23 protein-coding genes and 1 pseudogene are annotated in these 26,940 nt (G+C 68.8%); 8 read left to right on the top strand and 16 right to left on the bottom strand.

The window, feature by feature from the left end; all coding sequences use genetic code 11:
• Nucleotides 1–2: 2 nt before the first annotated feature.
• The 7 genes and pseudogenes from trxA to RCP37_RS22075 form a co-directional block, all read right to left on the bottom strand.
• Nucleotides 3–332 carry a thioredoxin gene (gene trxA, locus RCP37_RS22105; protein WP_308485036.1) on the bottom strand — a complete coding sequence of 110 codons (330 nt, stop codon included), beginning with the start codon at nt 330–332 and terminating at the stop codon, nt 3–5.
• Nucleotides 329–1,321: a thioredoxin-disulfide reductase gene (trxB, locus tag RCP37_RS22100; protein ID WP_308485035.1), complete on the bottom strand. Its 993-nt coding sequence runs from the start codon at nt 1,319–1,321 to the stop codon at nt 329–331. Before trxB ends, trxA begins: the two co-directional genes overlap by 4 nt.
• Nucleotides 1,322–1,419: 98 nt before the next feature.
• Complete coding sequence (locus tag RCP37_RS22095) at nt 1,420–1,812, bottom strand: RsmA family anti-sigma factor (RefSeq protein ID WP_308485034.1); 393 nt, start codon at nt 1,810–1,812, stop codon at nt 1,420–1,422.
• Between the two features lie 194 nt (nt 1,813–2,006).
• Nucleotides 2,007–2,567, bottom strand: a pseudogene (gene sigM, locus RCP37_RS22090) (RNA polymerase sigma factor SigM); the annotation flags it as partial.
• 80 nt (nt 2,568–2,647) lie between these two features.
• Nucleotides 2,648–6,031, bottom strand: coding sequence for a murein biosynthesis integral membrane protein MurJ (gene murJ / locus RCP37_RS22085; RefSeq protein ID WP_308485033.1), 3,384 nt, complete (start codon nt 6,029–6,031; stop codon nt 2,648–2,650).
• Nucleotides 6,028–8,304 (bottom strand): hypothetical protein, encoded by a 2,277-nt coding sequence (locus tag RCP37_RS22080; protein WP_308487207.1) that lies wholly within the window; start codon nt 8,302–8,304, stop codon nt 6,028–6,030. Before RCP37_RS22080 ends, murJ begins: the two co-directional genes overlap by 4 nt.
• A 77-nt stretch (nt 8,305–8,381) precedes the next feature.
• A complete protein-coding gene (locus RCP37_RS22075) occupies nt 8,382–9,146 on the bottom strand; it encodes an NUDIX hydrolase (protein WP_308485032.1) in 765 nt (254 codons plus the stop codon).
• A gap of 214 nt (nt 9,147–9,360) precedes the next feature.
• Here RCP37_RS22075 and RCP37_RS22070 point away from each other — a divergent pair, with 214 nt between their 5' ends.
• Both RCP37_RS22070 and RCP37_RS22065 read left to right on the top strand, forming a co-directional pair.
• Complete coding sequence (locus tag RCP37_RS22070) at nt 9,361–10,803, top strand: CCA tRNA nucleotidyltransferase (protein WP_308485031.1); 1,443 nt, start codon at nt 9,361–9,363, stop codon at nt 10,801–10,803.
• Nucleotides 10,804–10,828: 25 nt separating this feature from the next.
• A complete protein-coding gene (locus tag RCP37_RS22065; protein WP_308485030.1) occupies nt 10,829–11,359 on the top strand; it encodes a pullulanase in 531 nt (176 codons plus the stop codon).
• Between the two features lie 245 nt (nt 11,360–11,604).
• Here RCP37_RS22065 and RCP37_RS22060 read toward each other — a convergent pair whose 3' ends face one another.
• Nucleotides 11,605–12,378 (bottom strand): TIGR03084 family metal-binding protein, encoded by a 774-nt coding sequence (locus tag RCP37_RS22060; RefSeq protein WP_308485029.1) that lies wholly within the window; start codon nt 12,376–12,378, stop codon nt 11,605–11,607.
• Complete coding sequence (locus tag RCP37_RS22055) at nt 12,365–13,669, bottom strand: MFS transporter (protein WP_308485028.1); 1,305 nt, start codon at nt 13,667–13,669, stop codon at nt 12,365–12,367. The genes RCP37_RS22060 and RCP37_RS22055 overlap by 14 nt, the downstream gene beginning before the upstream one ends.
• A 132-nt stretch (nt 13,670–13,801) precedes the next feature.
• Here RCP37_RS22055 and RCP37_RS22050 point away from each other — a divergent pair, with 132 nt between their 5' ends.
• Complete coding sequence (locus tag RCP37_RS22050) at nt 13,802–14,407, top strand: YqgE/AlgH family protein (protein ID WP_308485027.1); 606 nt, start codon at nt 13,802–13,804, stop codon at nt 14,405–14,407.
• Between the two features lie 28 nt (nt 14,408–14,435).
• Here RCP37_RS22050 and RCP37_RS22045 read toward each other — a convergent pair whose 3' ends face one another.
• Together RCP37_RS22045 and RCP37_RS22040 are read right to left on the bottom strand one after the other, a co-directional pair.
• The gene (locus tag RCP37_RS22045; protein WP_308485026.1) at nt 14,436–14,885 is read right to left on the bottom strand and encodes a hypothetical protein; all 450 of its coding nucleotides are present in this window, start codon (nt 14,883–14,885) and stop codon (nt 14,436–14,438) included.
• A gap of 24 nt (nt 14,886–14,909) precedes the next feature.
• Nucleotides 14,910–15,848 (bottom strand): LpqN/LpqT family lipoprotein, encoded by a 939-nt coding sequence (locus RCP37_RS22040; RefSeq protein ID WP_308485025.1) that lies wholly within the window; start codon nt 15,846–15,848, stop codon nt 14,910–14,912.
• 183 nt (nt 15,849–16,031) lie between these two features.
• On the opposite strand from RCP37_RS22040, the gene leuS reads away from it, so the two are divergent.
• Together leuS and RCP37_RS22030 are read left to right on the top strand one after the other, a co-directional pair.
• Complete coding sequence (leuS, locus tag RCP37_RS22035) at nt 16,032–18,917, top strand: leucine--tRNA ligase (protein WP_308485024.1); 2,886 nt, start codon at nt 16,032–16,034, stop codon at nt 18,915–18,917.
• 5 nt (nt 18,918–18,922) lie between these two features.
• Entirely contained in the window at nt 18,923–20,431 is a 1,509-nt protein-coding gene (locus RCP37_RS22030; protein WP_308487206.1) for a hypothetical protein, read from the top strand.
• A 251-nt stretch (nt 20,432–20,682) separates the two neighbouring features.
• Here RCP37_RS22030 and RCP37_RS22025 read toward each other — a convergent pair whose 3' ends face one another.
• Genes RCP37_RS22025 through RCP37_RS22005 form a run of 5 tightly spaced genes read right to left on the bottom strand, consistent with a single transcriptional unit; the run spans nt 20,683 to nt 24,164 of the window.
• A complete protein-coding gene (locus RCP37_RS22025; RefSeq protein WP_308485023.1) occupies nt 20,683–21,276 on the bottom strand; it encodes a DUF4352 domain-containing protein in 594 nt (197 codons plus the stop codon).
• Nucleotides 21,273–21,890, bottom strand: coding sequence for a hypothetical protein (locus tag RCP37_RS22020; RefSeq protein WP_308485022.1), 618 nt, complete (start codon nt 21,888–21,890; stop codon nt 21,273–21,275). Before RCP37_RS22020 ends, RCP37_RS22025 begins: the two co-directional genes overlap by 4 nt.
• A gap of 23 nt (nt 21,891–21,913) precedes the next feature.
• Entirely contained in the window at nt 21,914–22,603 is a 690-nt protein-coding gene (locus tag RCP37_RS22015) for a sensor domain-containing protein (RefSeq protein ID WP_308485021.1), read from the bottom strand.
• Between the two features lie 26 nt (nt 22,604–22,629).
• Nucleotides 22,630–23,445, bottom strand: a complete 816-nt coding sequence (locus RCP37_RS22010; RefSeq protein WP_308485020.1) for a sensor domain-containing protein — start codon at nt 23,443–23,445, stop codon at nt 22,630–22,632.
• Complete coding sequence (locus tag RCP37_RS22005; RefSeq protein ID WP_308485019.1) at nt 23,442–24,164, bottom strand: sensor domain-containing protein; 723 nt, start codon at nt 24,162–24,164, stop codon at nt 23,442–23,444. The genes RCP37_RS22010 and RCP37_RS22005 overlap by 4 nt, the downstream gene beginning before the upstream one ends.
• A 176-nt stretch (nt 24,165–24,340) precedes the next feature.
• Between RCP37_RS22005 and RCP37_RS22000 the strand changes: the two genes are divergently transcribed.
• The 3 genes from RCP37_RS22000 (at nt 24,341) to RCP37_RS21990 (ending at nt 26,940) form a co-directional block, all read left to right on the top strand.
• Entirely contained in the window at nt 24,341–24,982 is a 642-nt protein-coding gene (locus tag RCP37_RS22000; protein ID WP_308485018.1) for a sensor domain-containing protein, read from the top strand.
• 42 nt (nt 24,983–25,024) lie between these two features.
• The gene (locus tag RCP37_RS21995) at nt 25,025–25,696 is read left to right on the top strand and encodes a sensor domain-containing protein (protein WP_308485017.1); all 672 of its coding nucleotides are present in this window, start codon (nt 25,025–25,027) and stop codon (nt 25,694–25,696) included.
• Between the two features lie 107 nt (nt 25,697–25,803).
• A complete protein-coding gene (locus tag RCP37_RS21990) occupies nt 25,804–26,940 on the top strand; it encodes an adenylate/guanylate cyclase domain-containing protein (protein WP_308485016.1) in 1,137 nt (378 codons plus the stop codon).

The following is a 26,940-nucleotide window of genomic DNA, read 5'->3' as shown; positions in this document are numbered from 1 at the left end:
CGCTAGGTCGCGTCTGCGAGCTCCCGCAACAGGGCCGCTTTGCCCTTGGCGCCGACGATCCGCTTCACCGGCTGACCGTCCTTGAACAGGATCAAGGTGGGAATCGAGACCACGTTGAAGTCCCGCGCGGTGTCCGGGTTGGCGTCCACGTCCAGCTTGGCGACGGTGAGCTGGTCGGCCTGCTCGGCGGCGATCTCCTCCAGTACCGGGGCCACCATCTTGCAGGGGCCGCACCAGGTCGCCCAGAAGTCCACCAGCACGGGCTTGCTGCTGGCCAGCACGTCGGCGGCGAAGGTGGCGTCGGAGACGTTCACGGTGGCGTGGTCGGTCATCGGGGTGCTCCCATCAGGGTTTCGGTACCGGTTTCGTGCGTATCTGCGGCGTCTTCGGATTCTGCCAGCCAGCGTTCGGCGTCGATGGCGGCCGCGCAGCCGGTTCCGGCTGCGGTGATCGCCTGCCGGTAGGTGCGGTCCACCAGGTCGCCGGCCGCGAACACCCCCTCCAAGGAGGTGCGTGAACCCGGCTGCTGGACCAGCACGTAACCCTCCGGATCCAGGTCGACGGCCCCACGCACCAGTGCCGAGCGCGGGTCGTGGCCGATCGCGACGAACACGCCGGTCACCGGCAGGGTGGTTTCCTCGCCGGTCTCGGTGTCGCGGACTCGCAGCCCCGTCACGGTCGCCTCACCCTCCACCGCCACCGGGACGCTGTTGGTGAGGAACCGGATCTTGTCGTTCTCGCGGGCCCGGTTGAGCATGATCTTGGAGGCGCGGAACTCCTCACGGCGGTGTACCAGGGTCACGCTGCGGGCGAAGCGGGTCAAGAAGGTGGCCTCCTCCATCGCGGAGTCGCCGCCGCCGATCACCGCGATGTCCTGATCGCGGAAGAAGAACCCGTCGCAGGTGGCACACGAGCTCACCCCGCGGCCGAGCAGTTCCTGCTCACCGGGGATGTTCAGGTAGCGGGCGGCAGCGCCCATGGCCAAGATGACTGCCCGGGCCCGGTGCGTCTCGCCGTCGGCGGTGACCACGGTCTTGACCGGCCCGTCCAGCTCCACCGATTCGATGTCCTCCATGCGCAGGTCAGCACCGAAGCGCAGCGCCTGCTCACGCATCTCGTCCATCAGCTCCGGGCCCATGATGCCGTTGCGGAAGCCGGGGAAGTTCTCCACCTCGGTCGTGGTCATCAGGGCGCCGCCGAAGGCGGTCCCCTCAAAGACCAGCGGGGCCAGTTGGGCGCGGGCGGCGTAAATCGCCGCGGTGTACCCGGCCGGGCCGGAACCGATGATGATCACATCGTGGGTGGATGGTGTCTCAGACATCGAGGGCCTTTCCGCGCGGGGATCTGGTTACTGGGGCTAGCAACGTCAGCGTAGGCGGCGATGTTCCCCGGTTCGCTACTGCCGGGTCCTGCCGGCGTCTAGGGGCGCCGGACGGTGGTGTCGGCGAGCAGTCCGGTGTCCGCGGCACTGCAGTGCGGAGCCACCGCCAACGCGATGATCGTGCCCTCTGGCGTGCCCGGCAGCAGCAGCACCACGCCGGGGTGGCCGTTGACGGTGACCTCGCGGGCCCCGAGCACGTGTGTCGAGGCGGGGTAACCGAGCCCGGCCAGGCAGCCGGTCCGGCGTGCGGGATCGGTGAGGGGACCGTATTCGGGGCGACGGTTCAAGAGCTCGAGGATCTCCGGCTCGGACAGCGGCAGCACCCCCGTCGGCGCGGAGGCCACCGTGATGGCGTCGAAGGAACGCGGGCTGCTAGCAGTGTCCCCGGGAAACCGGAGCAGCGCGGCGGTGCCGACCCCGACCGCGATCAACGCGGCGGCGCCGCCGGCCCAGGCGGCGATCCGACGGAACGAGGGGAGGGGCCGGCTTGAGTGCGCGGGGGGCCCGGTGTGGGCACGGGTCTGTTCGTCGTCCGAATCGATGGGCATGCCGCCGCTTCCGCTCGTTGTAGAGGCGGCACGCACACAGGTAAGCCACCCTCAGGCGCCAAGGCTAACCGGCCGCGGGCCGGCCGGACCGCAGTGTTGGGCCCGGGGTGCGGTGATCGTCCGAGCAGGGTCGCCAGCCGCGCTCGGCCGCGCGCGCAGCGACTCTTGACGGTGCCCGGTGCCACGCCGAACGCGTGGGCAGCGTCGGCGACCGAAAACCCTTGCATGTCCACGGCCACCACCGCGGCACGCTGGTTGGCCGGCAACCGGCACAACGCTGCGCGTACGTCCAGTGCGGTCTCTACCTCGGCGGTGCGATCACCGACGATGGCGTGGGTGACGAGCAGCTCGGTGTAAGAAACTTTGTTGCGACGCAAGCGATCCAGGCAGGCGTTGATCACGATCCGGTGCAGCCAGCTACCGACGGCGGCGTTGTAGCGAAACGATCCCGCCGCCCGATGTGCCGACAGCATCGCCTCCTGCAGCGCATCCTCGGCCTCTTCCGGACACCCGGTGGTGAGCCGGGCCAACCGGCGTAGCCGGCGGTGGTGGCGGCCGTAGAGCTCGCCGAAGGCGTAGCGGTCACCGGCGACATGCGCGGCCAGCAGTTCGGCGTCGCTGCGGTCCGGGTGCCCCATGGGCGGACAGTAACCAGCGGCGGACCCGTCGGCACTTCACCCAAACGAGCTGTGCACAGGCTCGCCGCCCTCGCGATCGCCTAGGAGGACGCTGCCTGCACGGTGATCTCGGAGATCTGGGTGCGGCTCTCGCCACCGGTGTTGCCCATCGTGGAGATCCACACCAGCAGGTTCGACGTCGGCGACGCCGAGTCGGCGGTGATCTTGTTGGAACCGGGCTGCAGCGCCTTGGCCGGGGCCAACAAGGTGGTGTCTTCGAGCCGCGTCGGCTTCGGCGTCGAGGAGGAGCGCAGCTCCACTCGGGTGCCGGTGCTGGAGACGTTGAGGGTGACCGTGCCGATCACCGTGGGCTTGGGCAGTTGCAGCATCAGCCCGACGCCGTTCTTGAAATTCGGGAACGGCACCGGGTCGGAGTAGGTGTCCGTCGACCAGGCCGTGGCCGGGTTTCCGTCGATAGCCAGACCGGCGTCCTGGGGCCGGTCGGCCTCGCCGCCGGGGGAGAAGACCGTCACCTGCACCGGCTTCACGATGCCGCTGGGTCCGGAGGTGCCCGTCTGCGACGACGCCGACGGACTGCTCAAGCCCAGTTCGGTCTTGTCCAACCCGTTGACGTCGCCGAAGATCCGGTTGAGCACCGAGGCCAGCACCAGCAGCGCAACCAGGATGACGGCCCCGCCGATGCCCAGGCCGATCAGCACCCGGCGGCGCCGCTCGGCCCGCGTCTCGTCGTCCGGTGGAGCCGGCGCCGGACGGGGCACGGGTGCCTCGTCAGCGACCGTGCCCAACAGCTCGGTCTGCTCGTGCAGGGCGGTGGCCTGCTGCAGCAGGTTCGACAGCGTCGACGCGCCGCGGATCCCGCCGTCGGGCTGGATCGCATGGCTGGCTGCCGCAGCGATCTGGAACGGGATGTCCGGGTTGATCGCGTCGGGTTTGACCGGGTTGCCGGTCTCGTCGCGGTCGGCGGGCTCCAGTCCCACGTCGGCCCCGGCCTCGGTCAACGGCCACCGGTTGACCAGCAGCGCATACAGGGTGGCGCCGATGCCGCGGATGTCGTCCTCGGGCTTGGTGTCCGGCAGCGTGGCGGGGAAGGCCAGGGTGACGTCGCCGTCGATGCTGACCCGGACCCGGGCCGGGTGGTCGATCGACAGGGCCACGCCATTCTGGTGGGCGGATTCGGCGGCGGTGGCCAACGACCGGATCGCGCGGGCGGCACCGATCGGCGAAGGCGAGGTACCGGCCACCTCCTGCAGCGAGGCGCCGCGCACCCATTCGGAGACCACCAGCCCGCCCGCACCGACGCGCACCACGTCAAGCACGCGGGCGATACCGGGCAGGGTGATCTGGCTGAGCCGCTGCGTGCGCGACAGCACGCCGGTGAGCTGGTCATCGGCCATCGTCTGATTCGGGTCGACGAAGGTCAGCGCGACCTGCCGATCCAGCGCCGTGTCCAGTGCCTGCCAGAACTGCAGCACCGGGGTGCCGCCGTGGCGGACCAGCAGCCGGTAGCGGCCGCCGGCGATGCTCAGGCCCGGTGTCAGCAAGCTGTCGTTGCCGGCTGACTCGGGGGTCTCGGCGGCCCGCTGAGACTGCTGCGGAGCAACGGTCCGCGACGCGGCCCGAGACCCGGCGCCCTCGGAAGGAATGTCGGCCACCTCCGCGCCTTTCGGTGTCCGGCCACCGGCGATGTGCTCCGGCGGCGTGTGCGCGGCGGGATCGTTCGGGACGTCCCCGCCGGGTATGGGCAAACAGTTGTGCTCAGCGTACGGGACGCTCGGATCGGGAGAAGGCGGGTTGGGCATGCCGATCTGGGCTCCTCTGGCACCGATTCTTCGGCGCACCGCGGCCAGCGCGGCGATCGCCTCGGGCACCTCGGCGCGCACCATGACCGCCCCGATGATGGGCAACATCACCAGCGTCATGACCAGCAGGCGCAGCATCGATCCGGCCGCGCCGTGGTCGGTCAGCATCCGCAGGCCCAGCACCCGATCCAGCACCTCGGCGACCAGCCCGGCCAGCAGCGACGCCGTCAACGTCACCAGCACGGTGCGGATCACGTCCGGCCCCACCAAATGCCCACTGACCGGGCGCAGGGAGCGCCGCAGCAGTATGTGCCCGACGATCGCGCCCGCAAGAAAGCCCAGGCCGTTGGCCAGCCCCAGGTAGGCCGCCACCAGATCGGGGTTGTCGGTCAGGTGCGGGGCTGCCAGCGACGCGACGATCTTCACCGCGGTGATCACCACGATGATGGCGATAGGAGTCCACGGTTGTTCCCGGGCGTAGAAGACCCGCAGCTGCAGCAGCACCATGGCGTAGGGGATCAAGGTGAAGGCCGACATCGCCACCGCGGCGCCCAGGTAGCCCGCGTCGACGTTGCCGAAGTTGCCGTAGGCGAACAGCGCGCTGCCGATCGCCGGGCCGCCGACGGTCATCAGCGCCACGATCGGAATAAGGGTGATCATCATCAGCCGGGTGGCCAGGGACAGATCGGCCAGCACGGCGGGGTCGTCGCCGGCGGCGGCGTTGCGGCTCAGCCGGGGCATCACCACGGTCAGCACCGTCACGCCGATCATGCCGAACGGCAGTTGCAGCAGCAGCCAGGCGTAGTAGTAGATCGCCGGGCCGGAGGCGGCGGCGGTGCTGGCGATCTGGTTGGTCACCACCAGGCCGACCTGGCTGATCAAGACGTAGAGCACCATCGCCGAGGCCATGGTGCCGAATCGCTTGAGCCGGTCGTCGATTCCCCACAGCGGGCGCAGGCTGATCCGCTCCCGCCGGATCGCCACCAGCAGGACGGCGGTCTGGGCGACGACGCCGGCCGTGGTGCCTAGGCCAAGAACCAGCAGCTTGGCGTTGCCCATCCGCACCGGGTCGACCGACAGTTCCCCCGGCACCAGCAGGTAGGCCACCAGGGTGGCGATCGCGACAACATTGTTGACCACCGGCGCCCAGGCCGGTGCTCCGAAGATGTTGCGGGTGTTCAGGATTGCCATGAACACCGAGGACAGCCCGTAGCAGATCACCTGGGGCAGCAGCAGATAGGCGAATGCGATGGTCAGCGGTTCGTTGACCTGCGGGTCGCCGCCCAGCATCAACCGCACCAGCATCGGTGCCGCCGCCACCGACATGACCGTGGTGGCCAGCAGCAGGGCGGTGGCGAGTGTGACCAGCCGACGTACGAACGCGGCGCCGCCGTCGGCGTCGTCACGTTCGGCTCGGGCCAGCACCGGCACGAAGATCGCGGTGAACGTGGCCTCCAGCACCAGGGCGGCGATCTGGTTCGGCAGCTGGTTGGCCACCGAGAAGGCGCTCGACAGGGCGGCCCCCAGGATCGCCGCCAACAGCACCACCCGGATGAACCCGGTGATGCGGCTGACCAGGGTCGCCAAAGCCATCCCCCAGGAACGCGACACCACTGCGGCGTCGGTCAGCTCGGGGCGGGCGGGTTGCTGGGCCGGCGTGCTCACCGGTCTCCCCCCGGATTGGAGGGGGGTGCGGGCAGGTCGGCTCGGTCGGGCTGACCGCGGAAGCGGTGCCAGAGCCGGCGTCCGGTCAGCACCGTCAGCGCCGCAGCTGCAGTCATGGTGATCAAGAACAGCACCATGCCGTAGGCGTTGGAATGCACCGACAGTCGGACGGACTCACCCAGCGGCAGACCGTCGGGGGTTTGCAGCGCGGCGTCGACGACGAAGTGCTGGTTGACGCGGACCTCGACCGGAACCCGCAGCGGCAGATACCCCGGCGGCAATTCCAACTCCCCGACATCGGTCACCGTCATGCCGGGTGGGGCGTCGACGTGCAGCCGCACCCGGATCGGCACCGCCAGGTCGTTGCGCAGCGCCAGCGGCAGCGGGCTGTGCTCGGTGGCCAGCGTGTAGGAGTCGGCCGGGTTGACGATGGTGACCGCGCCGATCAGGTCGTTGACGGTGTCACCGATGATCGTCAGGCGCTGCGCTGCGAGGCCGTTGCGGACATCGACCGGCTCGGACTGGGTCAGTGCGCGCAGCATCCCTTCGGCGAGCGGCGCGGTGTACTGGTCACCGGTCAGGCCGGTGCGGGCATCGGTGGTCAACGCCGCGGTCAAGCCCGACAGCCGACTGATGTCGTTGGCTACCGCGCCGATGACGTCCGGGCTGAAACCGCCCGCCGGCTGTTGGGTCGGCAGCGGATGCTCGGGTGGGGCTGTCACGTTGCGAGCTTCGGCGAGGACCGCGGTCAGTGGTCGGGCCACGGCCAGCCCGGAGCGCAGCGCGGTGGCCAGCGTGGTCAGCACGGCCTGGGCGTCGTCGGCGCGGGGCTTCCAGTACGCCGGCGGCATCAGAATCTCGTCGCGCGGTGCGCCGGGGCTCTCTGGGGATTCCAGTCCGCGCCACAACATCGAACCCAGGGCGTCCTGGCGACGGGCCAGCGCCGAGTCGTGGTGAAGCCGGACGGCCAACGAGGTGTCCTGGTAGCTGGGCGCGACCGGATCGGTGCCCATCGCCGCCAGCGCGGCGCCGACGGCGGGGTCATACGGCACGGACACCAGTTGTGGGGACACCCGCCGCGGGGTGACGTCGGCGGTGGCCGAGGCGCCGGACGCGGAGTCCTGCGCCGCACAGTCGCCGGCGGTGATCACCACCGCGCCGCCTTGGCCACTGATCAGGTCCGCGGCGCCGGCCGTGAGCCGGCCGTCGCCGAGTAGCACCGCACCACGGGTCGAGGTGACCTCAAGGATGCGGTCGACGATGTCGGCGGGCTTGTGCAGCGCGATCTCGTCGAGCCGCGCGTCGCCCACCCGCGCGAGTGCATCCAGGTCGGTCTGCGCGTAGGGGGTCGCCGTAACGCAGGTGTGGTGTGCCAACCGCCGCAGCCGCTCCAGCCAGGTCCGGGCTGCGTCGCGTCCGGTGCCCGGGTGCGAGGTAGCACTCTCGGGGGAGTCGGCGACGACGTAGCCGTTGGTCATCGCGTTGACGGTGACCACCAGGTCGGGGTCGACGGCCAGGCACAGAGCTTGGTTGACCACTCCGTTGGCGTCGACCGCGGGGCTGGTGGCGAACTCGGCGGCGGACAGCAGCGCATCGAGGCGTCCGCCGGGGGCCAGCGATGTCGCCAGGTCGTCGTCGGTGAGCCGAACCGGCAGGGTGCCGCCGGGAGCGCCGGGGGTCAGCCGGGGTCGATCGGCCAGCGGCCAGAACATGGTGAGCCGTACCGGCTGGGAGATGTCGGGTGCGACGGCACTGGCCGACAGGTCCGAGTCCGCGTCGGGCTTGGGCAGGCCGGTCACCGGGAGCAGGAAGCGGGCGTCGTCGAGCCGGGTCGGCTCGCCGTAATCGGGCGTGCCGTTGACGTTGACCAACACTGGATAGATGCCGGGGTGGTCGATGTTCAAGGCCGGCTGGCTCGCCGAGCGCAGCGGCGCCGACAGCGTGAAGCGGGCTTCCTGACCGCGCTGCAGCTCGGCCGCCACCGTGCTGAACGTGCCTACCGCGCGGTACTGGTCGTTGGCTCCGCTGAGGTTGGTGCGCAGCCCGGCAGAGGAGGCGACCGCGCCGGCTTGCTCGAGGCGCACCATCACATCGCGCACCGGGCGGTCGCCCACATTGCTCACCGTGCCGGCGACGGTGACGAGTGGGACGCTGGAGGTGGTGACGACCTCCGGGGTGACACGGTCGATGCGGATCTGGACGAACGGCGCCACATCGGGTTCGCCGGCGGGGACATGTGGCGCGGCGCCGCCGAGCGCGGTGCCGAGGGTCATCAGGAGGGCGGCCACCACCGCCGGGAGGGCCGCCAACCGCCTCGGCGAGGGACCCCCGCCGCTTCGTTGCGTGCGGGTCACGGGTCCAGCCTGCGACCGTTCTTCGGATCCGGCGAGTTCTCGCCTGCGCGAGTACGGCGGGCGCGGGAATGCGTCTGCTGGCGTCGCCAGGGTGCGGTCACCGGCAGGGGCGGCAGGGCGGCCGGGCCGTCGGCCTGAAACCGGTCGATCAATTCGTCGGCGACCACTGCCAGCCGTCGCTCGTCGGCGTACGCCAAGCGGGACGGCAGCTCCCGGATCGGCACCCATGCCACTTCGGCGACCTCAACATCGTCGTCGCACAGCTCTCCACTGGAGAACCGCATCAGATAGTGGTGCACGGTCTTGTGCACTCGGCGACCGTCGGTGACGAACCAGTAGTCGATGCTGCCCAGCGCAGCCAGCACGCTGCCCTGCACGCCGGTTTCTTCGGCGACCTCGCGGATCGCGGTCTGCTCGGCGGTCTCACCGACTTCGATATGTCCTTTGGGCAGTGACCACAGCATCCTGCCCCGCCGGTCGACCCGGCCGATCAGCGCCGCGACCTGCTCTTCGCGCGGGCCGTCGATGCCGTCCACGACCAGCCCGCCCGCGGAGGTCTCGTGCACGGTGCGCAGCCGGTCCGGCCCGTGCCGCGCGGTGCGGGGCCGGCGCTGGGCCGACCGACTCGGAGTCGCGCTCGGGCTGGGGGCGGCTTCAGCGGCCGGGGATTCGGCGTGGTTGATTTTCGGACCAGACGTGCGTCGACCACGACGCCGCCTGCGGCGCCGTCCAGAATTGGCTTCTCCGCCGTCGGCCGACACCCATGCGATAGTAGCTGGCACGCTCGGGCCGACCTGCGTCCCTCGCCGGTGACCCGCGGGGCCCGGTTTCGCCGTCCTCGCGATCACCGCGGTGCCGGTGGCGGTGGCCCGCTTCGCTCGGCTTCGCCGTCCTCGCGACCACCGCGGTGCCGCTGGCGGTGGCCCGCTTCGCCCGGCTTCGCCGTCCTCGCGACCACCGCTAAGCTCATCGAACGTGCCTGAAGCCCATCAAGACGCTGACCTGCTGACCACGGCGGCCGTCGCGCTGAATCGGCACGCCGAGTTGCTGCGCAGCCTCGGCGCGATGTTCGCCGAAGCCGGTCAGGAGATCTACCTGGTCGGTGGATCGGTCCGCGATGCGCTGCTGGGCCGGCCGAGCCCGGATCTGGATTTCACCACCGACGCGCGCCCCGAGCAGGTGCAGCGAATTCTGCGGGGCCGCACCGAAGCGATGTGGGACACCGGAATCGAGTTCGGCACGGTGGGCGCAACGCTGGTCGGGCAACGCGTGGAGATCACCACCTTCCGGGCCGACAAGTATGACCAGGTCTCCCGCAATCCCGAAGTGCGCTTCGGGGATTCGCTCGAGGAGGACCTGGTGCGCCGCGACTTCACCGCCAACGCGATGGCGGTCCGGATCACCGCGGCCGGACCGGGGGAATTCCTTGACCCGCTCGGCGGCCTAGCGGCGTTGCGGGCCGGTGTGCTCGACACACCGACCGCACCGCAGGTTTCCTTTGGCGACGACCCGCTCCGGATGTTGCGCGCCGCCCGGTTCGTTTCCCAGCTCGGCTTCACGGTGGCGCCGCGGGTTCGCGCCGCGATCGAGGACATGGCGCCAGAGCTCGGTCGCATCACCGCTGAACGCGTGGCTGCCGAATTGGACAAGCTGCTGGTAGGCGCCGACCCGGTGGCCGGCCTGGATCTGATGGTGGCCACCGGAATGGGCGATGTGGTGCTGCCCGAGGTGGGCGGCATGCGGATGGCGATCGACGAGCATCACCAGCACAAGGACGTCTACCAGCATTCGTTGACCGTGCTGCGACAGGCGATCGACCTGGAGGATGACGGTCCCGATTTGGTCCTGCGCTGGGCGGCATTGCTACACGACATCGGCAAGCCGGCCACCCGCCGGCACGAAACTGACGGGGGCGTCAGTTTTCACCACCACGAGGTGGTCGGCGCGAAGATGGCCCGGAAACGGATGCGCGCGCTGCGCTACTCCAAGCAGATGGTCGACGACGTGTCCCAGCTGGTCTACCTGCACCTGCGGTTCCACGGCTATGGCGACGGCAAGTGGACAGACTCGGCGGTGCGGCGCTACGTAACCGACGCCGGACCGCTGCTGGCACGGCTGCACAAGCTGGTCCGGGCGGACTGCACCACTCGCAACAAGCGGCGCGCGGCGCGCCTGCAGGCCAGCTACGACCAGCTCGAAGAGCGAATCGCAGTGCTGGCCGAGCAGGAAGACCTGCAGCGGGTGCGGCCGGACCTGGACGGCAACGAGATCATGGAGCTGCTCGATATCCCGGCGGGCCCGCAGGTGGGCCGCGCATGGAGCTATCTCAAGGAGTTGCGCCTGGAGCGCGGCCCGTTGACGCGCGAGGAGGCGACGGCCGAGCTGCTGTCGTGGTGGCAGACGCAGGGGAACCGATAGCTGCAGCGCCGCGTCTGAGCAGGGTATGGACTACTGCCTGGGCGACGGGGACGGCACGGCCACCATGTGGACCGGCACCCCCGACTTGGATCTTGACGGGGACGGGTTCGCCGACGCGATCAGCCTCGATTTCGACGGGGACGGACTGCGCGACGACGCGCTGGTGGATCTCGATGGGGACGGGGTGGCCGACCACCTCCTGCTGGACCTCGACGACGACGGCACCCCCGAGGCCTCCTTCATCGACGACGGCTCTGGCACCTGGGGGCACGGCGCCACGGCGGGCTCAGCAGACCGATCGGGCGGGCTGCGTTGGGTGGGCCTCGACAACGTCGAGCACACGGGCGGCCCCTTGGTGGATTTCGACGGCGACGGACGGGTCAACGACCGGCTGGTGGACTCCGACGGCGACGGTCGGGCTGATCGGGTACTGATCGGCAATGGCGCGGGAGGCTATGAGGCCGCCTACGTCGACACCGATGGCGACGGACGCTGGAACGTCAAGCTCATCGATGCCGATGGTGACGGCGCCGCCGATGGCGCCACCGCGCTGTGAACTTCCGGACATCTAGGGGTATCGACGAACGGCCGATCCGGAAATCCTGAACTCGGCGACATGCGGCCGGGTCTCGCTTCGCGCTGGCGCGCTCATCGACCGGAGCTCGGCTGATTCGGCTCCGGCTCTCTTCGCGCGAGCGCTCATCGACCGGAGCCGTGCTGATTCGGCTCCGGCTCTCTTCGCGCAAGCGCTCATCGACCGGAGCTCGGCTGATTCGGCTCCGGCTCTCTTCGCGCGAGCGCTCATCGACCGGAGCCGGGAGGCCCCGCGAAGGCTTGGGCGATCTCCAACCAGCGCTGCGCGTCGTCGCCGTGGGCGGTGATGTCCAGGTCGGCCAGCGCACGCCGCTGCGTCACCAAAAAGCAGAAATCCTCGGCGGTTCCGGTCACCCGCTGTTCGGCGTTCACCGGGCCCCATGCCCACACTCCGCCCTCGGGAGCGTGAAGTTCCACGTGAAACGGTTCCGCCGGCGGGGTCAGGTTGTGCACCGTGAAGGCGAAATCCCGGGTCCGCACCCCCAGATGGGCGATCGATCGCAACCGGGCCGTGGGGCGCCGGCGCACCCCGAGGGCGTCGGCCACGTCCAGGCCATGCGCCCAGGTCTCCATCAGCCGAGCAGTGGCCATCGAGGCCGCGCTCATCGGCGGGCCGAACCACGGCAGCTTGCGGCCGTCAGCCACGCCGAGCAGCTCCTGGTGCAGCTTCGCGCGGGTGGAGCGCCAGTCGGCCAACAGCTCGGCCGGCGGCAGCTGGGCCAGTTCGGCGGCGGCGGCGTCGACGAAGCCGGCCGGATCCTTCATCGCGTCGGTGAGTGCGGCAGCAAAACCTGCCTCGTCTGTGATGGCGGTCAGCGACACCCGATCGGTCCACAGCAGATGACCGATCTGATGAGCGATCGACCAGCCCGCCGCCGGCGTGGGCGTGCCCCACTGACTGTCGGCAAGTGGGGCGACTAGGTCGTCGAGCTCGTCGCTTTCGGCGCTCAGATCGGCGACGATCGATTCAGTTTCGGCCATGCTCGTACTTTAGGCCCACCGGTTCGCGGCGCCGCCCGATGAACGCGTGCCCGGCCAGACCGACCAGATACAGCAGGGTGCCGGCCACGATCAGCGACGGCGCCTGCCCGTCGGGGGGAATCAGCGCCGCGGCGCCGGCCACAGCGGCAATGAACGACACCCAGAACAGCGAATCCTGTACCGCAAAAACATGTCCGCGCAGGGCGTCGTCGACGTCAATCTGCATGGCGGTGTCGGCGCAGAGCTTGACCACCTGCCCGGCGACTCCGAGCAGAAATCCGCACAACACCAGTACCGGTAGGTACAGCCCGACGGCGGCCAGTTGGATGACCGCAGCCGCCGCCAGGGCACCGTTGGTGGTGGCGTAGCGGCCCCAGCGGTGCACCGCCGGCGGGGTCAGCACCGTGGCCAGAAATGACCCGGCGCCGGCCGAGGCGACGAACAACGCCGTGGTGCCCAAGCCGGACACCGTGTGCTCGCCGACGTGCCGGACCAGCACCAGCACCACCAGGGTGTTGATACCGAAGGCCATCCGGTGCGCGGCCAGTCCGGAAAGGGTGGCGGCCACCGTGGGCCGGTCGCGCACCGTCCGGATGCCGTGCATCCAGCCCGTCGTCACCGCATAGAGCACCGAGCCGTGGATCGCCCGCTTGGTGTCGTCCGGACCGAGCACGTGGGCTTCGAAGCGCAGCGAGAGCACCAGGGCGATCGCGACTGGGATGGCTACGGCCGCGATGATCGACGCCGCACCGCGGTCGTCGGAACCGATCAGCCAGCGCGGCAGCAGCATGAAGTTGGCGCCCAAAAAGGCGGCCACCGCACCGGTGGCGATCGCCACGGCGTTCATCGTCACGACCTGCTCGCGCGGCACCACGTGCGGCAGCGCCGCCGACAGCCCCGAGGCGATGAACCGGGTGAACCCGTTGGCGATCAGTGCCGCGCACAGCACCGGCAGGTCACCGGAGCCGACAGCGAGCAGAGCCGCGATCCCGAGCACCAGCACCAGCCGGGCGAGGTTGGCCACCACCATCACCTGGCGACGATCCCAGCGGTCCAGCAGCGCGCCGGCGAACGGCCCCAGCACCGAATACGGCAGGAACAGCACGGCGAAAGCGCCCGCGATCGCCCACGGGGAAGCGGCCCGGTCCGGGTTGAACAGCAGCGCTCCGGCCAGCCCGGCTTGGAACAGGCCGTCGCCGAATTGGCTGGCGGCCCGCAGTTCCAGCAGTCTGCGGAACCCTGGCAGGCCGCGCGCCGACCGCCACAGTGTCGCGGGTGCGCGGTTGTCCACCACAGAACCTCTTCCAGACTCGGGCGGCTGTCACTGCGGCACCGGCCCCAAACCAGCCTACAAATATTGCGGGTCGGCCGATGTTCGGCACAGCTCAACACGGATGACGGCGGCGGGTGTCATGATGGAAAAATGGCCCAACCCGAAGACCCCGAGGACTATGTCGCGCCCGCTGCGCATCGGGTACGGGCCGGCACGCTGCTGTTGGCCAACACTGATCTGCTCGAACCCACGTTTCGCCGCACCGTGATCTACGTGGTCGAGCACAACGACGGTGGAACCTTGGGCGTGGTACTCAACCGCCCCAGTGAGACCGCCGTCTACAACGTGCTGCCGCAGTGGTCCGAGCTGGCCGCCAAACCCAAAACGATGTTCATCGGCGGACCGGTGAAGCGCGACGCCGCCCTGTGCGTCGGGCTGTTGCGGGTCGGCGTCGAGCCCCACGGTGTGCCCGGTCTGCGGCACATCGACGGTCGGCTGGTGATGGTCGATCTCGATGCGGACCCCGAAACCATCGCACCGCATGTGGAGGGTGTGCGGATCTTCGCCGGCTATGCGGGTTGGACCATCGGCCAGCTGGAGGGCGAGATCGAGCGCGATGACTGGATCGTGCTCTCGGCGCTGCCGTCGGATGTGATGGTGCCGCCGCGAGTCGACCTGTGGGGACGAGCGCTGCGTCGGCAGCCGTGGCCCACCGCGCTGTTGGCCACCCACCCGATCGACATCAGCCGCAACTGAGCCGGCGGCCAGCGCCGCCCGAGGCGCCTTACCCGCAGCCGCAGCCGCTGCCGCACCCGGAGGCCGGCTCCGGCGGCGTGGGTTCTCCGCAGCCACAGCCCGCTCCGCAACCCGCCTCCTCGACGGGTGCACTGTCGCCGCAGCCGCAACCAGACCCACAACAGCCGGCGCCGGCTGCCGCGGAGGCCTGAGCCGACAGGCGTGCCGCGTAGCGGGCGCCCTGCCAGGCTCCGGCGGCCAGCGTCGCGAGCGCCCCGGTGATCGAGATGATCAGCGCCAACAGCGCCATCGACGACGGGCCGGCCAGCACGAGCGCACCGCCTGCGCCCAGGATCACGCCGACGGCAATCTGGGCGGGCGCGACCGCCCGCAGCACCAACTGCTCGGGGTCACCGGTGAGCGGGCGCACCAGCGTCCGCACACCGAACACCAGCGACACCATCGCCGCAACCAGGCACAAGACACCCATGATCAGCATGGGTCCACCATACGAGCCGGGCAGTTACCCCGTGGTGCCCACCTGGTGGCGGATGACGCCTGACTCCACCGGAGGGTGGGGGGCGTCGAGCGGCAGCGGAACCGTGCCCACCTGGTGGCGCACCGTGCCCGACTGCACCGGACCGCTGGGGGCAGGCGGCGGCGGGTTGGTACCGGGCCGCTCGACACGGAATCCGTTGATGATCCCGTCGGTCGCCGGAGCCGCGCCGATCGCGCGACCGGCACCGGTGGTCACGGTCAGCGACACCAGGTAGGCCGCGTCGTCTGTCGGCACGATCACGTGACGCCGCGACGTATTCAGCGTCATGTCGGCGTCGCGGTAGGTCCCCTCGATGCTCGCCGAGGGAAACCCGTTGAAGTCGTTCAGGGAGGCGTTGGTGGTCTGCCAGGCCATCAGGGTCTGGCTGTCGACGAACCCGTGCGTGATCGCTTCCTTCGGGTCGAATTGCCCGTCCAGCCGGTAGACCACGACCTGGGCGTTGGGGGTGTAGAGCGAGCCGCTGCGCCGGTCGGCGATCACCGCGAACGCGTCGGGGACGTTGGGGTCGGGCACGTGGGACCACCCTGCCGGCATCGGCAAGGTGATGTTGAACGCGTTGAACCCGGCGGGTTGTTGCGGTTGCAACTGCACCTTCTTGGCCGCGAAGTAGTCGCGCAGGGTGCCCGAGGTCGCCGGCACGAGACCGCTCGGCGGCGCTACCGCAGCCGGGGCACTAGGTACGCCCGCCGGCGGCAGGATCACGGGCGCCGGAGCCCCTGGGCGCGGCGCCGCCGCAAGCGGCCCGGTTACCGGCGCCGCTGCCGCTTGGGCGGCGGGGCCGTAGGGGTTCGGCTGTGCCGGGACCAGCGGCTCGGCCGCCACGACGGGGATACCGGCCAAGCCCGCCGCCATGACGGCGGCGCTGCCGAAAAGGAGTCGCCAACGGTGCGCGGTGTTCGTCATCTCCAGGGTCCTTCCGGGGCGGGCCGGGTAGTGATGCCCTGGCCGTGAATTGACGGTAGCCACGCGCCGACTGCGTCACCAGGGCTGCAACCGACCTGGAACGAACCCCTCACCGGGTCGCAATCCAACTGATACCAAGCTGTGGCGATCAGACCGAAAAGGGCCGCCGTTTACCCTGTTGAGGTGAACGAAGCCCCGACCACCCAGGGATCCAGCGACCCCACCGACCAGGCACCCCGGCACCGCTACAACGCGACGCTGGCCGGGCGAATCGAAGACACCTGGCAGCACCACTGGGAGCAGGCGGGCACCTTCAACGTCGCCAACCCGGTCGGTTCGCTCGCACCGACCGACGGTTCGACCGTTCCCGCCGGCAAGATGTTCGTGCAGGACATGTTCCCCTACCCGTCCGGGGACGGCCTGCATGTCGGGCACCCGCTCGGCTATATCGCCACCGACGTCTACGCCCGCTACTTCCGGATGACCGGCCACAACGTGCTGCACGCCCTGGGCTTCGACGCCTTCGGCCTGCCGGCCGAGCAGTATGCCGTGCAGACCGGCACCCACCCGCGCATCCGTACCGAGGCCAACGTCGAGAACTTCCGCCGGCAACTACGGCGCCTCGGCCTAGGTCACGACAATCGGCGCAGCTTCTCTACCACCGACGTCGACTTCTACAAGTGGACGCAATGGATCTTCCTGCAGATCTACAACGCCTGGTTCGACGCGAGTGCGAACAAGGCGCGTCCGATCTCCGAGCTGATCGCCGAATTCGACTCTGGAGCGCGCACTCTTGACGACGGCCGGGACTGGGTGCAGCTGTCGGCCGGTGAGCGCGCTGACGTCATCGACGGCCACCGACTGGTCTACCGCACGGACTCGATGGTCAACTGGTGTCCGGGGCTGGGCACCGTGTTGGCCAACGAAGAGGTCACCGCTGATGGGCGAAGCGACCGCGGCAATTTCCCGGTGTTCCGGAAGCGGTTGCGGCAGTGGATGATGCGGATCACCGCGTACTCCGACCGACTGCTCGATGGTCTCGAACTGCTGGACTGGCCGGAGAAGGTCAAGACCATGCAGCGCAACTGGATCGGACGCTCCACCGGTGCGGCGGCATTGTTCGGCGCGGCCACCACCGACGGTGCAGCGGTGGACATCGAGGTGTTCACCACACGCCCGGACACGCTTTTCGGTGCCACCTACCTGGTGCTCGCCCCCGAGCACGAGCTGGTCGACCGGCTGACCGTCGACGTGTGGCCGGACGGTGTCGATCAACGCTGGACTTTCGGAGCAGTCACCCCGACCGCCGCCGTCGCGGACTATCGCAAGGCGATCGCGGCGAAGTCGGACCTGGAGCGCCAGGAGAACAAGACCAAAACCGGTGTGTTCCTGGGCAGTTACGCCACCAATCCCGCCAACGGGCAGCAGGTGCCGATCTTCATCGCCGACTACGTGCTGGCCGGCTACGGCACCGGCGCCATTATGGCGGTCCCCGGGCACGACCAGCGAGACTGGGAGTTCGCGGCCGAATTCGGCCTTCCGGTGGTCGAAGTCATTGCCGGCGGGGACATCTCAGAATCCGCTTACGCCGGGGACGGCACTCTGGTCAATTCCGGTCCGCTGGACGGCATGGCCGTGGGTGACGCCAAGAAGGCGATGACGCAACAGCTGGAGGCTCAGGGCCGGGGCTGGGCGCGCATCGAATACAAGTTGCGAGACTGGCTATTCGCCCGGCAGCGGTACTGGGGCGAGCCGTTCCCGATCGTCTTCGATGCCGACGGTCGCGCACACTCGCTGGACGCGGCGGCACTGCCGGTCGAGCTGCCCGACGTCGCCGACTACTCACCGGTGCTGTTCGACCCGGACGATGCGTCCAGCGAACCCTCACCCCCGCTGGCCAAGGCGACCGACTGGGTGCATGTCGAGCTGGACCTCGGCGACGGACTGCAGCCCTACACCCGTGACACCAATGTCATGCCGCAGTGGGCCGGAAGTTCTTGGTACGAGTTGCGTTACACCGACCCGCACAACACCGAACGCTTCTGCGCGCCGGAGAACGAGGCCTACTGGATGGGGCCGCGGCCCACCGAGCACGGACCCAACGACCCGGGCGGTGTCGACCTCTACGTGGGCGGCGCCGAGCACGCGGTGTTGCACCTGCTGTACTGCCGCTTCTGGCACAAGGTGCTCTACGACCTCGGGCACGTCAGCTCGCGCGAACCCTACCGCCGGTTGGTCAACCAGGGCTACATCCAGGCTGCCGCCTACACCGACTCCCGAGGGTCTTACGTGCCGGCCGCCGATGTCGTGGAACGCGACGGAAAGTTCTATCTCCCGGGCGCCGACGGCGACACGGAAGTCTTCGCCGAGTACGGAAAAATGGGTAAGAGCCTGAAGAATTCGGTATCTCCCGACGAGATCTGCGACAGCTACGGAGCCGACACCCTGCGGGTCTACGAGATGTCGATGGGCCCGCTGGATATGTCGCGGCCGTGGGCCACCAAGGACGTCGTCGGCGCACATCGCTTCCTGCAGCGGGTGTGGCGGCTGGTTGTTGACGAGGAGACTGGCGAGACCCGGACGCTCGATGGCGAACCGGACACCGAGACACTGCGACTGCTGCACCGCACCATCGTGGGTGTGTCGGAAGACTATGCGGCACTGCGCAACAACACCGCGGCTGCCAAGCTGATCGAGTACACCAACCACCTGACCAAACAGCATCGCGACGGGGTACCACGCTCGGCCGTCGAGCCATTGGCCCTGCTGCTCGCACCGCTGGCCCCGCACCTGGCCGAGGAGCTCTGGCGGCGACTCGGCCACGATGACTCGCTGGCGCACGGACCGTTCCCAGTGGCTGACCCGGCCTACCTGGTGACCGACACCGTCGACTACCCGGTACAGGTCAACGGCAAGAAGCGCGGACTGGTCACGGTGCCCACCGATGCCGATGGCGACGCGATCAAGGCCGCTGCCCTGGCCGACGAGAAGGTGCAGGCATTCCTGTCCGGTGCCACCCCGAAGAAGGTGATCGTGGTGCCCGGCCGATTGGTGAATCTGGTGGTGTGACAACGATGCCGGTGCTGCGGAACTTACTGACGCCATTCGCCCTGTGGTGGCGGTACTGGCCGCAGCTGGCAGCGTGTTACCTCGCCGGACTGGTGGTCCGCCGGGTCGTGATCGCCGCGGCCGCCTGGGCCGGGCACAGCAATCCGTTGTGGGCGGCACTGATCATGCCCGGCGCCGGCCTGGCGCAGCTGGGTTCCTACGTGGCGATGTTCCTGGTGCTGCGCCGCGGGCTCCCCGAGGTGGCCGCGCTGCCGCGCCGGTCGCTGCGCAGCATCGACCTGTTCACCACCGTGATCGTGCCGTTCTTCGCTATCTATCTGGCTTGGCAGATGTTCAAGGAAGACTGGCTGGCCTACCAACGTCTGGTACTCAATTACCGGGTAGCCGACGCGATGAGCGGGATCAACACCGAGATGCTGCCGATCTCCCGAACCACCTGGGTGGTCGTCGGTGCTGCCCTGGCGGCCCGCTATGTGTTGGGGCACTTCAGTAGTCGATTACCGACAGCGCTGATTGCGCTTCGGGTCTACATCGACGCGCTGTGGGTGTTTCTGGTGCTGACCTTCTCCCTGGCGGCGGGCATCACCGTGTTGATCAAACCCGGCGATTGGATCAGCCACCGTCGGCTTGTGGTGTGGTTCAACACGGTTCGTGCCGACGCTTTCTCGCACGTCCAACCGCTGCAGACGGCGTGGCAGGGGTTCACGTGGCTGGTGCGGACGGCCTTCGGGGGTGCGGCCGTACCGCTGATGTGGCTGGCCGCGGCCGGAATCGTCTACGGGGTGTCCGCCCAGATCGACTGGCCGACCGTCCTGCGGCGAGCCGGCGCGCCGGGGGAGACGGCGGTGGGGGTCACCGAGCGCTGGCGACAGACCCCCGAACAGCTGCGGACGCGAGCCACCGAGTATGCAAAGTCCAAGACCGGACGGTTCGGCCCGATCGTCGATGCGGCCCGGCTGATCCTGCACGGCGGTGTAGTGGGCCTGTCTGCTTACGTGCTGGCGTATCTGGTGTTGGCGTGGTTGGACATGCGGGGCAGCTTCTACCGCACTCAGTTGACCGAGGGCTACCTGTACCGAGGGATGGCAAAGGTTCTCGGCCCGCACGGCCCGGAGTTCTGGTCGGCGTTCGGCGGCACTATGAGCCTGGCCTCGCAGCTGATCATTCAGCCGTTGCGGATCGCCCTGGTCGCCGCGATGTTCGCCTACTGTGTGCGCCGGGCCAACCTGGCCACCGTCACCATTGCGGCGGGAAGCCCTGGCTCACAAGCCGATTCGCAGCATGATGCCGCCGTCGGTATTGATCAAATCGACCGCAGTGGGCATGGCGTCGGCGGGCAGCAGGAAGCTCAGCTGCAGCGGACCGGTCTTGGTGCACCGGTCGGTGGCGTCGCCGACCAATGGCGCAGCGTTTCCGAGGGCGGCGGTCTGCCACCGACGCCGCCCGTCGGTGATGACCGCGGTGCATTCCAGAGCGGACGGCGTTCCGGTCCGCTCGACGGTGACGACGGTTAGCGTCGTGTGGGCCGGCAGGGTGGTCGTGGATGCGTGCGGCACCGCGTTGAGGTGGTGGATCGAGCCCAACCGCCAGGTCTGCCCGTGGGCGGTGACGCTTCCGGCCTTGGGGACCTGCACGGCCGGGGTGACGCGGGCGCGGTAAGCCGACCAGTCCGGGTACAGCTCGGTGATCCCGAGGACCGCCGCGGCGACCGCGGCCACCGCGAGGCCGATCACGTTGCGCTGCCAGAGACGAAGCGTTCGGTCGCTCATCCGGTCACCTCCGGTGCCACCACCAGAACCGTTCCGGAGGTGGAATCCAGGTGGCCGCGCAGGTTGATGACCAAGCGGTCATCCAGGCGGTCGTCGAGGCCGGGCCACACGTGCAGCTCGAACGGGTCGGCGCCGGGCGGGTCGAACAGCTCGGGGGGCACGTCGAAGACCCAGGCGCCGCGCTGGGTGATCCCCGGATCGGCTCGATAGCCCAGCGTGTAGCTGGGGAACCGATCCGACGGCCGGTAGGTGTTGGGGCCCACCCGAAGTTCGACGCTGGGCATCACTGTCCGCTCAGTCGCCGACACGCTCGCGCGCACCACCACCCACGCCCCGGCGGCGGTCACCGGCGGCGGGTTCGCCCACCGCGCCGAACCCTGTACCTCCCGCGTCAGCTGTACGCCGTCGACGGTGACCGTCAGCGAACGCCCACTGGTCTGCACGCCGAACCGGCCGGGGACATCGAACGGTCCGTAGACGCGAGTGCTGTCGGGCAGGTGTTGCCACAGCAGCGCGGCAGCCACCAGGATCGGCGCCGCGGCCAGGGCAGCAGTCAGTCCGGGGCGGGATCGCCGGATCGGTGCGCTCATTTGACGGTCACCGGCAGGGTGATCTCGGCATAGTCGTTCGAGCTGTCCACCCAGTCCCGGCCGTAGGTGACGAGCAACTCGGTGAAGCGTTTCTGGGTGACCCGCAACGTCACGGTGAGGTCAGGACGAATCGCACTGTCGGGAATGCGCCAGACGAACACGAGCTGCTCCTGGAGGCCCGGCCCCAACTGGGTGATGGGGGAGCCGTCGATCATCCGCAACACCCCGACTGAGGTGCTTTGCGGCTGGTCGCGCAGCTGCAGTTCGCCGATCAGCCGGCCGGGAATGGTGCCGTCGTTGCGGACCGTGCTCACCACACCCAGATAGCGATGGCCGGGTTGGGCCGGTGCGATGATCCGCCGACCGGCGCGCAGTTCGTTGACCACCGAAGCGCGGGCGATGGTCAGGGTGAACTCACCGTCGCTGTGCGCTTCGTCGGCCGCAAAGACGCTGGGGCCGGCGTCGACCGTGTCCAGCCCGCCGAACAGGCCGGCAACGGCCAGGATCACGCCGGCGGTGAATGTCCGCAGTTGACGCAACTTGCGTCGTTTGAGCTCACCGCGCAGCCAGGGGCCCAGCGCTGAGATGCGTTGCGTGACTTTGTTCGGGGCCATGGATCCTTCAGTCGCCGCGCGTATCAGGCGCGTACGCCGGCGACCTGACTGGTGACGCGTTCGGCGATGGTGGCCGCGGCGGGCCCGCCGTTGCCGTACTGACACACCTTGATGCTGTAGAGCACGTTGCGGGCCACCCCGGCGACGTCCGAGCAGCTGTAGCCGATCGGCTGCTGGTCGGACAACTGGTCCTCCACCCACCGCGCCGACGTCGGCGTCACCGTCTGAATCCTGAACCGCCACTGGGCATCAGTGTTGTCCTTGATGGTGGCGATGACGCCGTTGCACTTGGCCATCGCGGCCTTGGTGAACACCTTCTGGAAGGTCTGCGTCGCCGTGGCGGCGTCCGCGTAGGTTGCCACGCGCTGCTGGACGGTGAACTCCCAGTTCTCGGCGTCGTCGCGGTCGGCGCGGAACCGGTAACCGGTGTAGTCGCGGCCGAAAGTTTCGACATCGGGACCGGTCAGCATGGCGCACGCCGAGTGCTCGCCGAGGTCGTCGGATTTGTAAGGCCGCCGGTTGGCTTTCTCCCAGTCGAACGTGACCCCGACGATGTCGCCAACCGCGGTCGGGGTCAACAACAGTGACTCGACCTTGCCCGCAGGTACAGTGGCTTCGCCTGAGTCGGCCGCGGCAACTGGAAGGAGCCCGGCGACCAGTGTGCCAAGGCACATGACGCCTATCCCGAGAAGCAGTCCCTGCGGTGCCTTCATCGCTGCCGCCTTTCCTCGCATGCCGGTCACGGGTGGGGAATCCAGTCGTTGATCTGATTTCCGATCGCTGTCGCAGCCGGTGCCGCGTTGCCGAATTGGCATACGGTCACCGTGAATTCGACGTTGCTGCGGGTCCGCGCCTCATGCGCACAGGTCCAGTCGTTGGGCTTGCCGTCGGCGTACTGGTCCAGCGTCCATCGGGCGGTGTCGGCAGTGATGTCGGTCAGCTTGAGCCGCCAGGTGATGCGGTCGTCGTCACCCTGGCGATGCACCACGGCACCGTCACAACCGGCCAGGGTCTTCTTGTCGAAGGTTTGGCCGAAGTTCGCGGCCGCGGTGGCGACATCGGCGAAGGCGGCCACTTCCTGGGCGACGAAATGTTGCGAGCTGTCCTCGCCGTCCCGCACGCTCTGGCGCCGGAAGGCGGTGTATTCGCCTGCGTAGGTGTCGGTGTTGGAGCCGAACAACACCGCGCAGCCGGCTTTGTCGCCCAGGCCGCCGGCCGGCGCACCGGGCCTGGTGAACACTGTTTCGAATCCCAGCTTTGCACTGACGACGTTGTTGAGCTCCTCGATCGGAACCAGCAGAGCGCCAAGCTTGCCCGGTGTCACCAAGCGCGGCCCGGCGGCCGCCGCCGGAGTCGGGGTTGCTGCGGGCTGTCCAGTTGGCTCACCGGCCGGAGCGGCGGGCGCCGTCGGATCCGGTTGGACGCTGGGGGCCGCCGCGGCCGCCGCCGGCGCAACCGTGGCGGCGCTGTCCTGGTCGGGGTCGTCCCCGGCACAGCCGGAGAGGGTCAGCGCGGCCAGCCCGACACACCAGCCGGCGATAAGTCGGAGCGTCACGGCAGCTTGACCAGCATCTTGTTGGCCAGTTGAAGGCTCTGCTTGACCAGACCGATGTTGGATCGACATGCCGACACCTCGACTACGACGTTGCCCTGCGACGTCATGGCGTGCGAGCAGGCGCCGCCGTCGTCGGTGATGTTGTTGACCAGGTAGATGTCGTCGGTGGTGGAGACCACGTTGTTGACGGTTCGGGTCTGCGTGGAGCCGCTGAGGTCGCCGGTCACCTTCTTGCGGCTGCAGTCGGTCCAGTTCTGAATGGTGTTGGCCACCATGTTGGCCGCGGCGTGTTCGTCGTTGTAGCTGGAGGCCACCGAGATCACCGAATAGCTGTTCTTGGAACCGAATCCGGTGAGCTCTTGGTAGTTCAGGCCGGTATAGCCAGTGCCGTCGTAGGTCTTGTCCAGGCCGGCATAGACCGCGCTGGCGCATTGCGAATCGGAGGTGCTGGCCGCGCCGGTGATCGGCGAGGTCGCGGTCTTGTACACCGTCAACTCGGCGGGCGGATCCGATGGCCACTTGACGATGGGCGACGCCTCTGCCGAGGTCAGCTGGAGAGCGGCCAGGTCGACGTCCGCGGAGGGGGTGGTGTCGTCGATGCCCGGCGCGCCCGGGGTTGCCGAGGCCAGGGCGGGCAGTACCGTCAGCGCCCCCGCGGCGCAGGTCGCGATTGCGAGCGCAAGGTAACCGATTCTCCGGTCGGTGTCGTCCCGTTGCATTGCACGTCCTTAACGTTGGGTCGATCGGTTCGGTTATCGATGGAACCACATTGCGGACTCCAACGGAGGGGTCTCGGCGCGGAACACCGGATAACATTCGGTCAGCCCCAGCCGCCGGTAGGGGAGTTCAACACGGCGAAACGGAATGGATTTCGATGCGAATTCACCTAGCCCCAGTGGTGGCAGTCTCGGCCGCGGCGTTAATCGGGGTGCTCGCGGACGGCTCGATCGCGCAGGCCGCGCCCACTGCCGTGGACCTGGCTGACGTGCTGGTTCCCGCCGATGAGGTCAGCCAGCGGCTGGACACCACGATGCAGGTAATCAGTTCCGAATCCGGCACCCAGCCCCTGAGCACGCCGACCACCACCCCGTCGAACTGTACGGCGGTGTATTCGCCCGGCTCGGCAGCGGCTTACGACGGCTCGGGCTACACCGACTTCATCGTGCAGACCCTTCGGGAGCCCGGTGGCGAGGTGAACCCCAACGTGGTTCAGGCCGTCGCCGAATTCCCCGACGCCAAAGCCGCGCAGACCTACCTCAACGATCAGGCCGCCATCTGGAAGAGCTGCAAGGGGACTCCGTTGACCGCCGAATACGCCAACGGCCTGACTTCCGACGTCAAGGCCGGGGTCGTCACCGCGGGCGGACTGGAGCTGTTCGCCACCCTGTTCGCAAATCCCATGAAGGGCACCGCCGGCTGCGAGCGGGTGCTGCAGGCCAAGAGCAACTACGTCGTCGATGTCCGACTGTGCACCGACACCAACCCTGGCGGTAAGGGACGCAGCTTGCGTTCGCAGATTGTTCGCAACCTCGCCTAGCTCCAGCCCTCTCGAACCACGTCGATGAAAGGTCAGCTCTCCATGCGCAATTCGCACACCCTGGGCATATTCGCCGCCGGTATCGCCGCGGCCGGGCTGTTGCTTGCGGCACCGGCCATCGCCGCTCCGGTCGAAGCCGGTGACCTCGCGGCCCTGCAGCCCGACCCGGCTTCGCTCAACAGCATCTTCGCGGGTCCGGGACTGCGGAATCCGTCGCTGACGGTCACCGACCATTCCAACGGGCTGCGGAACTACAAGTCCATTGAGAAGGGCTGTGTCGGGGCGGTCTATCCCGCAACCGAATCGACGTACGGCGGCAGTTCATTCCGCGGAATCGACCTTCAGACCCTCACCAGCGATGTGACCGGTCCGGTTCGGGTGCGGGTGACGACGGTGATCGCGGCGTTCCCCACCGAGGAGGCCGCGTCGGACTTCGTGAGCGAGACCGCACAGTCTTGGCAGAACTGCGCCGGCGACCAAGTCAACCTGACGCTGCCCGGACAGGACGATGAGCAGTGGTACGTGCAGACGCCGGCGGAGGCCGGCGACGGCTTCGCGGTGCGCACCAACCGGGTGTCAGACCACTCGACGTGCTCGCACGTGATCACCGGAAAGTCCAACGCGGCCATCGAGGTTCTGGTGTGCAGCAGTGGGATCGTGTCCGATCAGGCGCTCAAGGTCGCCGACCAGGTCCGGGCGGGAATCATCGGCTGACCCGAATCAACCGGATCAGCGCGGCCGGACCACCCCTTCCTGCAGGTGCCCCCGGGGTCCGGATGGCCGGTCAACCTGGCGGTGTGGCAATGATTTGAGGCGACAGCATGTGGGCCGAGAGCGGAACATTCCACGAGACGCTGGCGGAGCTGGGGCTGTTCGACGGTCTTGACGCCAGTGCCCGCGAGGAGCGTGCCGAGCTGGTGGTCTGGTTGCTGGAGCAGGGCTTCGGACTGGATCAGATCCGGGCCGAGGTGGCGCCGATGCTGATGCCGGCGCATCGTGCGTTGGGCAACGACGGCAAATACGTGTCAGAACGTGCGGTCAGCGCCGACCACGGCATTGATCTGGCCCTGTTGCAGGGCATCGAACGTGCGTTGGGGCTGCCGCGGTTGGATGATCCCGATGCGGCCTTGCTTTTGCGGGCCGACGGTGAGGCCGCCGTGCGATTGCAGCAACTGGTCGGGGCCGGACTGGACCCGGGCCAGGTGCTGCTGATGATCCGCCGGCTTTCCGAGGGCATTTCCCGGGCGGTTCCGGCGTTCCGGTACAGCACCATTTCGGCGATCATGCGGCCGGGCCTGACCGAGCTCGAGGTCGCCAAAGCCCACGAGGAGATCGTGCGAACTGTTATCCCTTTGTTGGGAGACATGATTCGCGACATTCTGTTTGTCCAGCTGCGGCGGGTGCTGGAAGGTGAGGAGGTCAACGCCACCGAGCGGGCGGCCGGGGTGGCGCTGCCCGGGGCGCGGCAGCTCGCGGTGGCCTTCGCCGACATGGTCGGATTCACCCGACTGGGCGAGGCGATACCGCCCGAGGAGCTGGTGGGACTCGTTGAGCGCCTTGCCGATCTGGCGCACGAGGTGGTCAACCCTCCGGTGCGGCTGGTCAAGACGATCGGCGATGCGGTGATGCTGGTGTCGTCCGACGCCGCGAAGCTGCTCGGCGCCACGCTACAGCTTCTGGACCGCGCCGCCGACAACCCCGACCTGCCGCAGCTGCGGGCCGGTATCGCGTCGGGCTGGGCGGTGAGCCGAGCCCGGGATTGGTTCGGCAGCCCGGTGAACGTCGCGAGCCGGGTCACCAGCGTCGCCGAGCCCGGCGAGGTCATGACGGAGGGCGCGGCCCGCGAGGCCATCGGTGAGGTACCGGGGTATGCCTGGTCGTTTGTCGGAACCCGTGCACTCAAGGGTGTGGAGGGCGAGACCAAGTTGTTCCGGGTACGGCGGCAGGAAACCGGATAG

The organism is Mycolicibacter sp. MU0102 (genome assembly GCF_963378105.1).
Lineage (GTDB): Bacteria > Actinomycetota > Actinomycetes > Mycobacteriales > Mycobacteriaceae > Mycobacterium > Mycobacterium holstebronense.
This window is presented reverse-complemented; position numbering and strand designations above follow the sequence as displayed.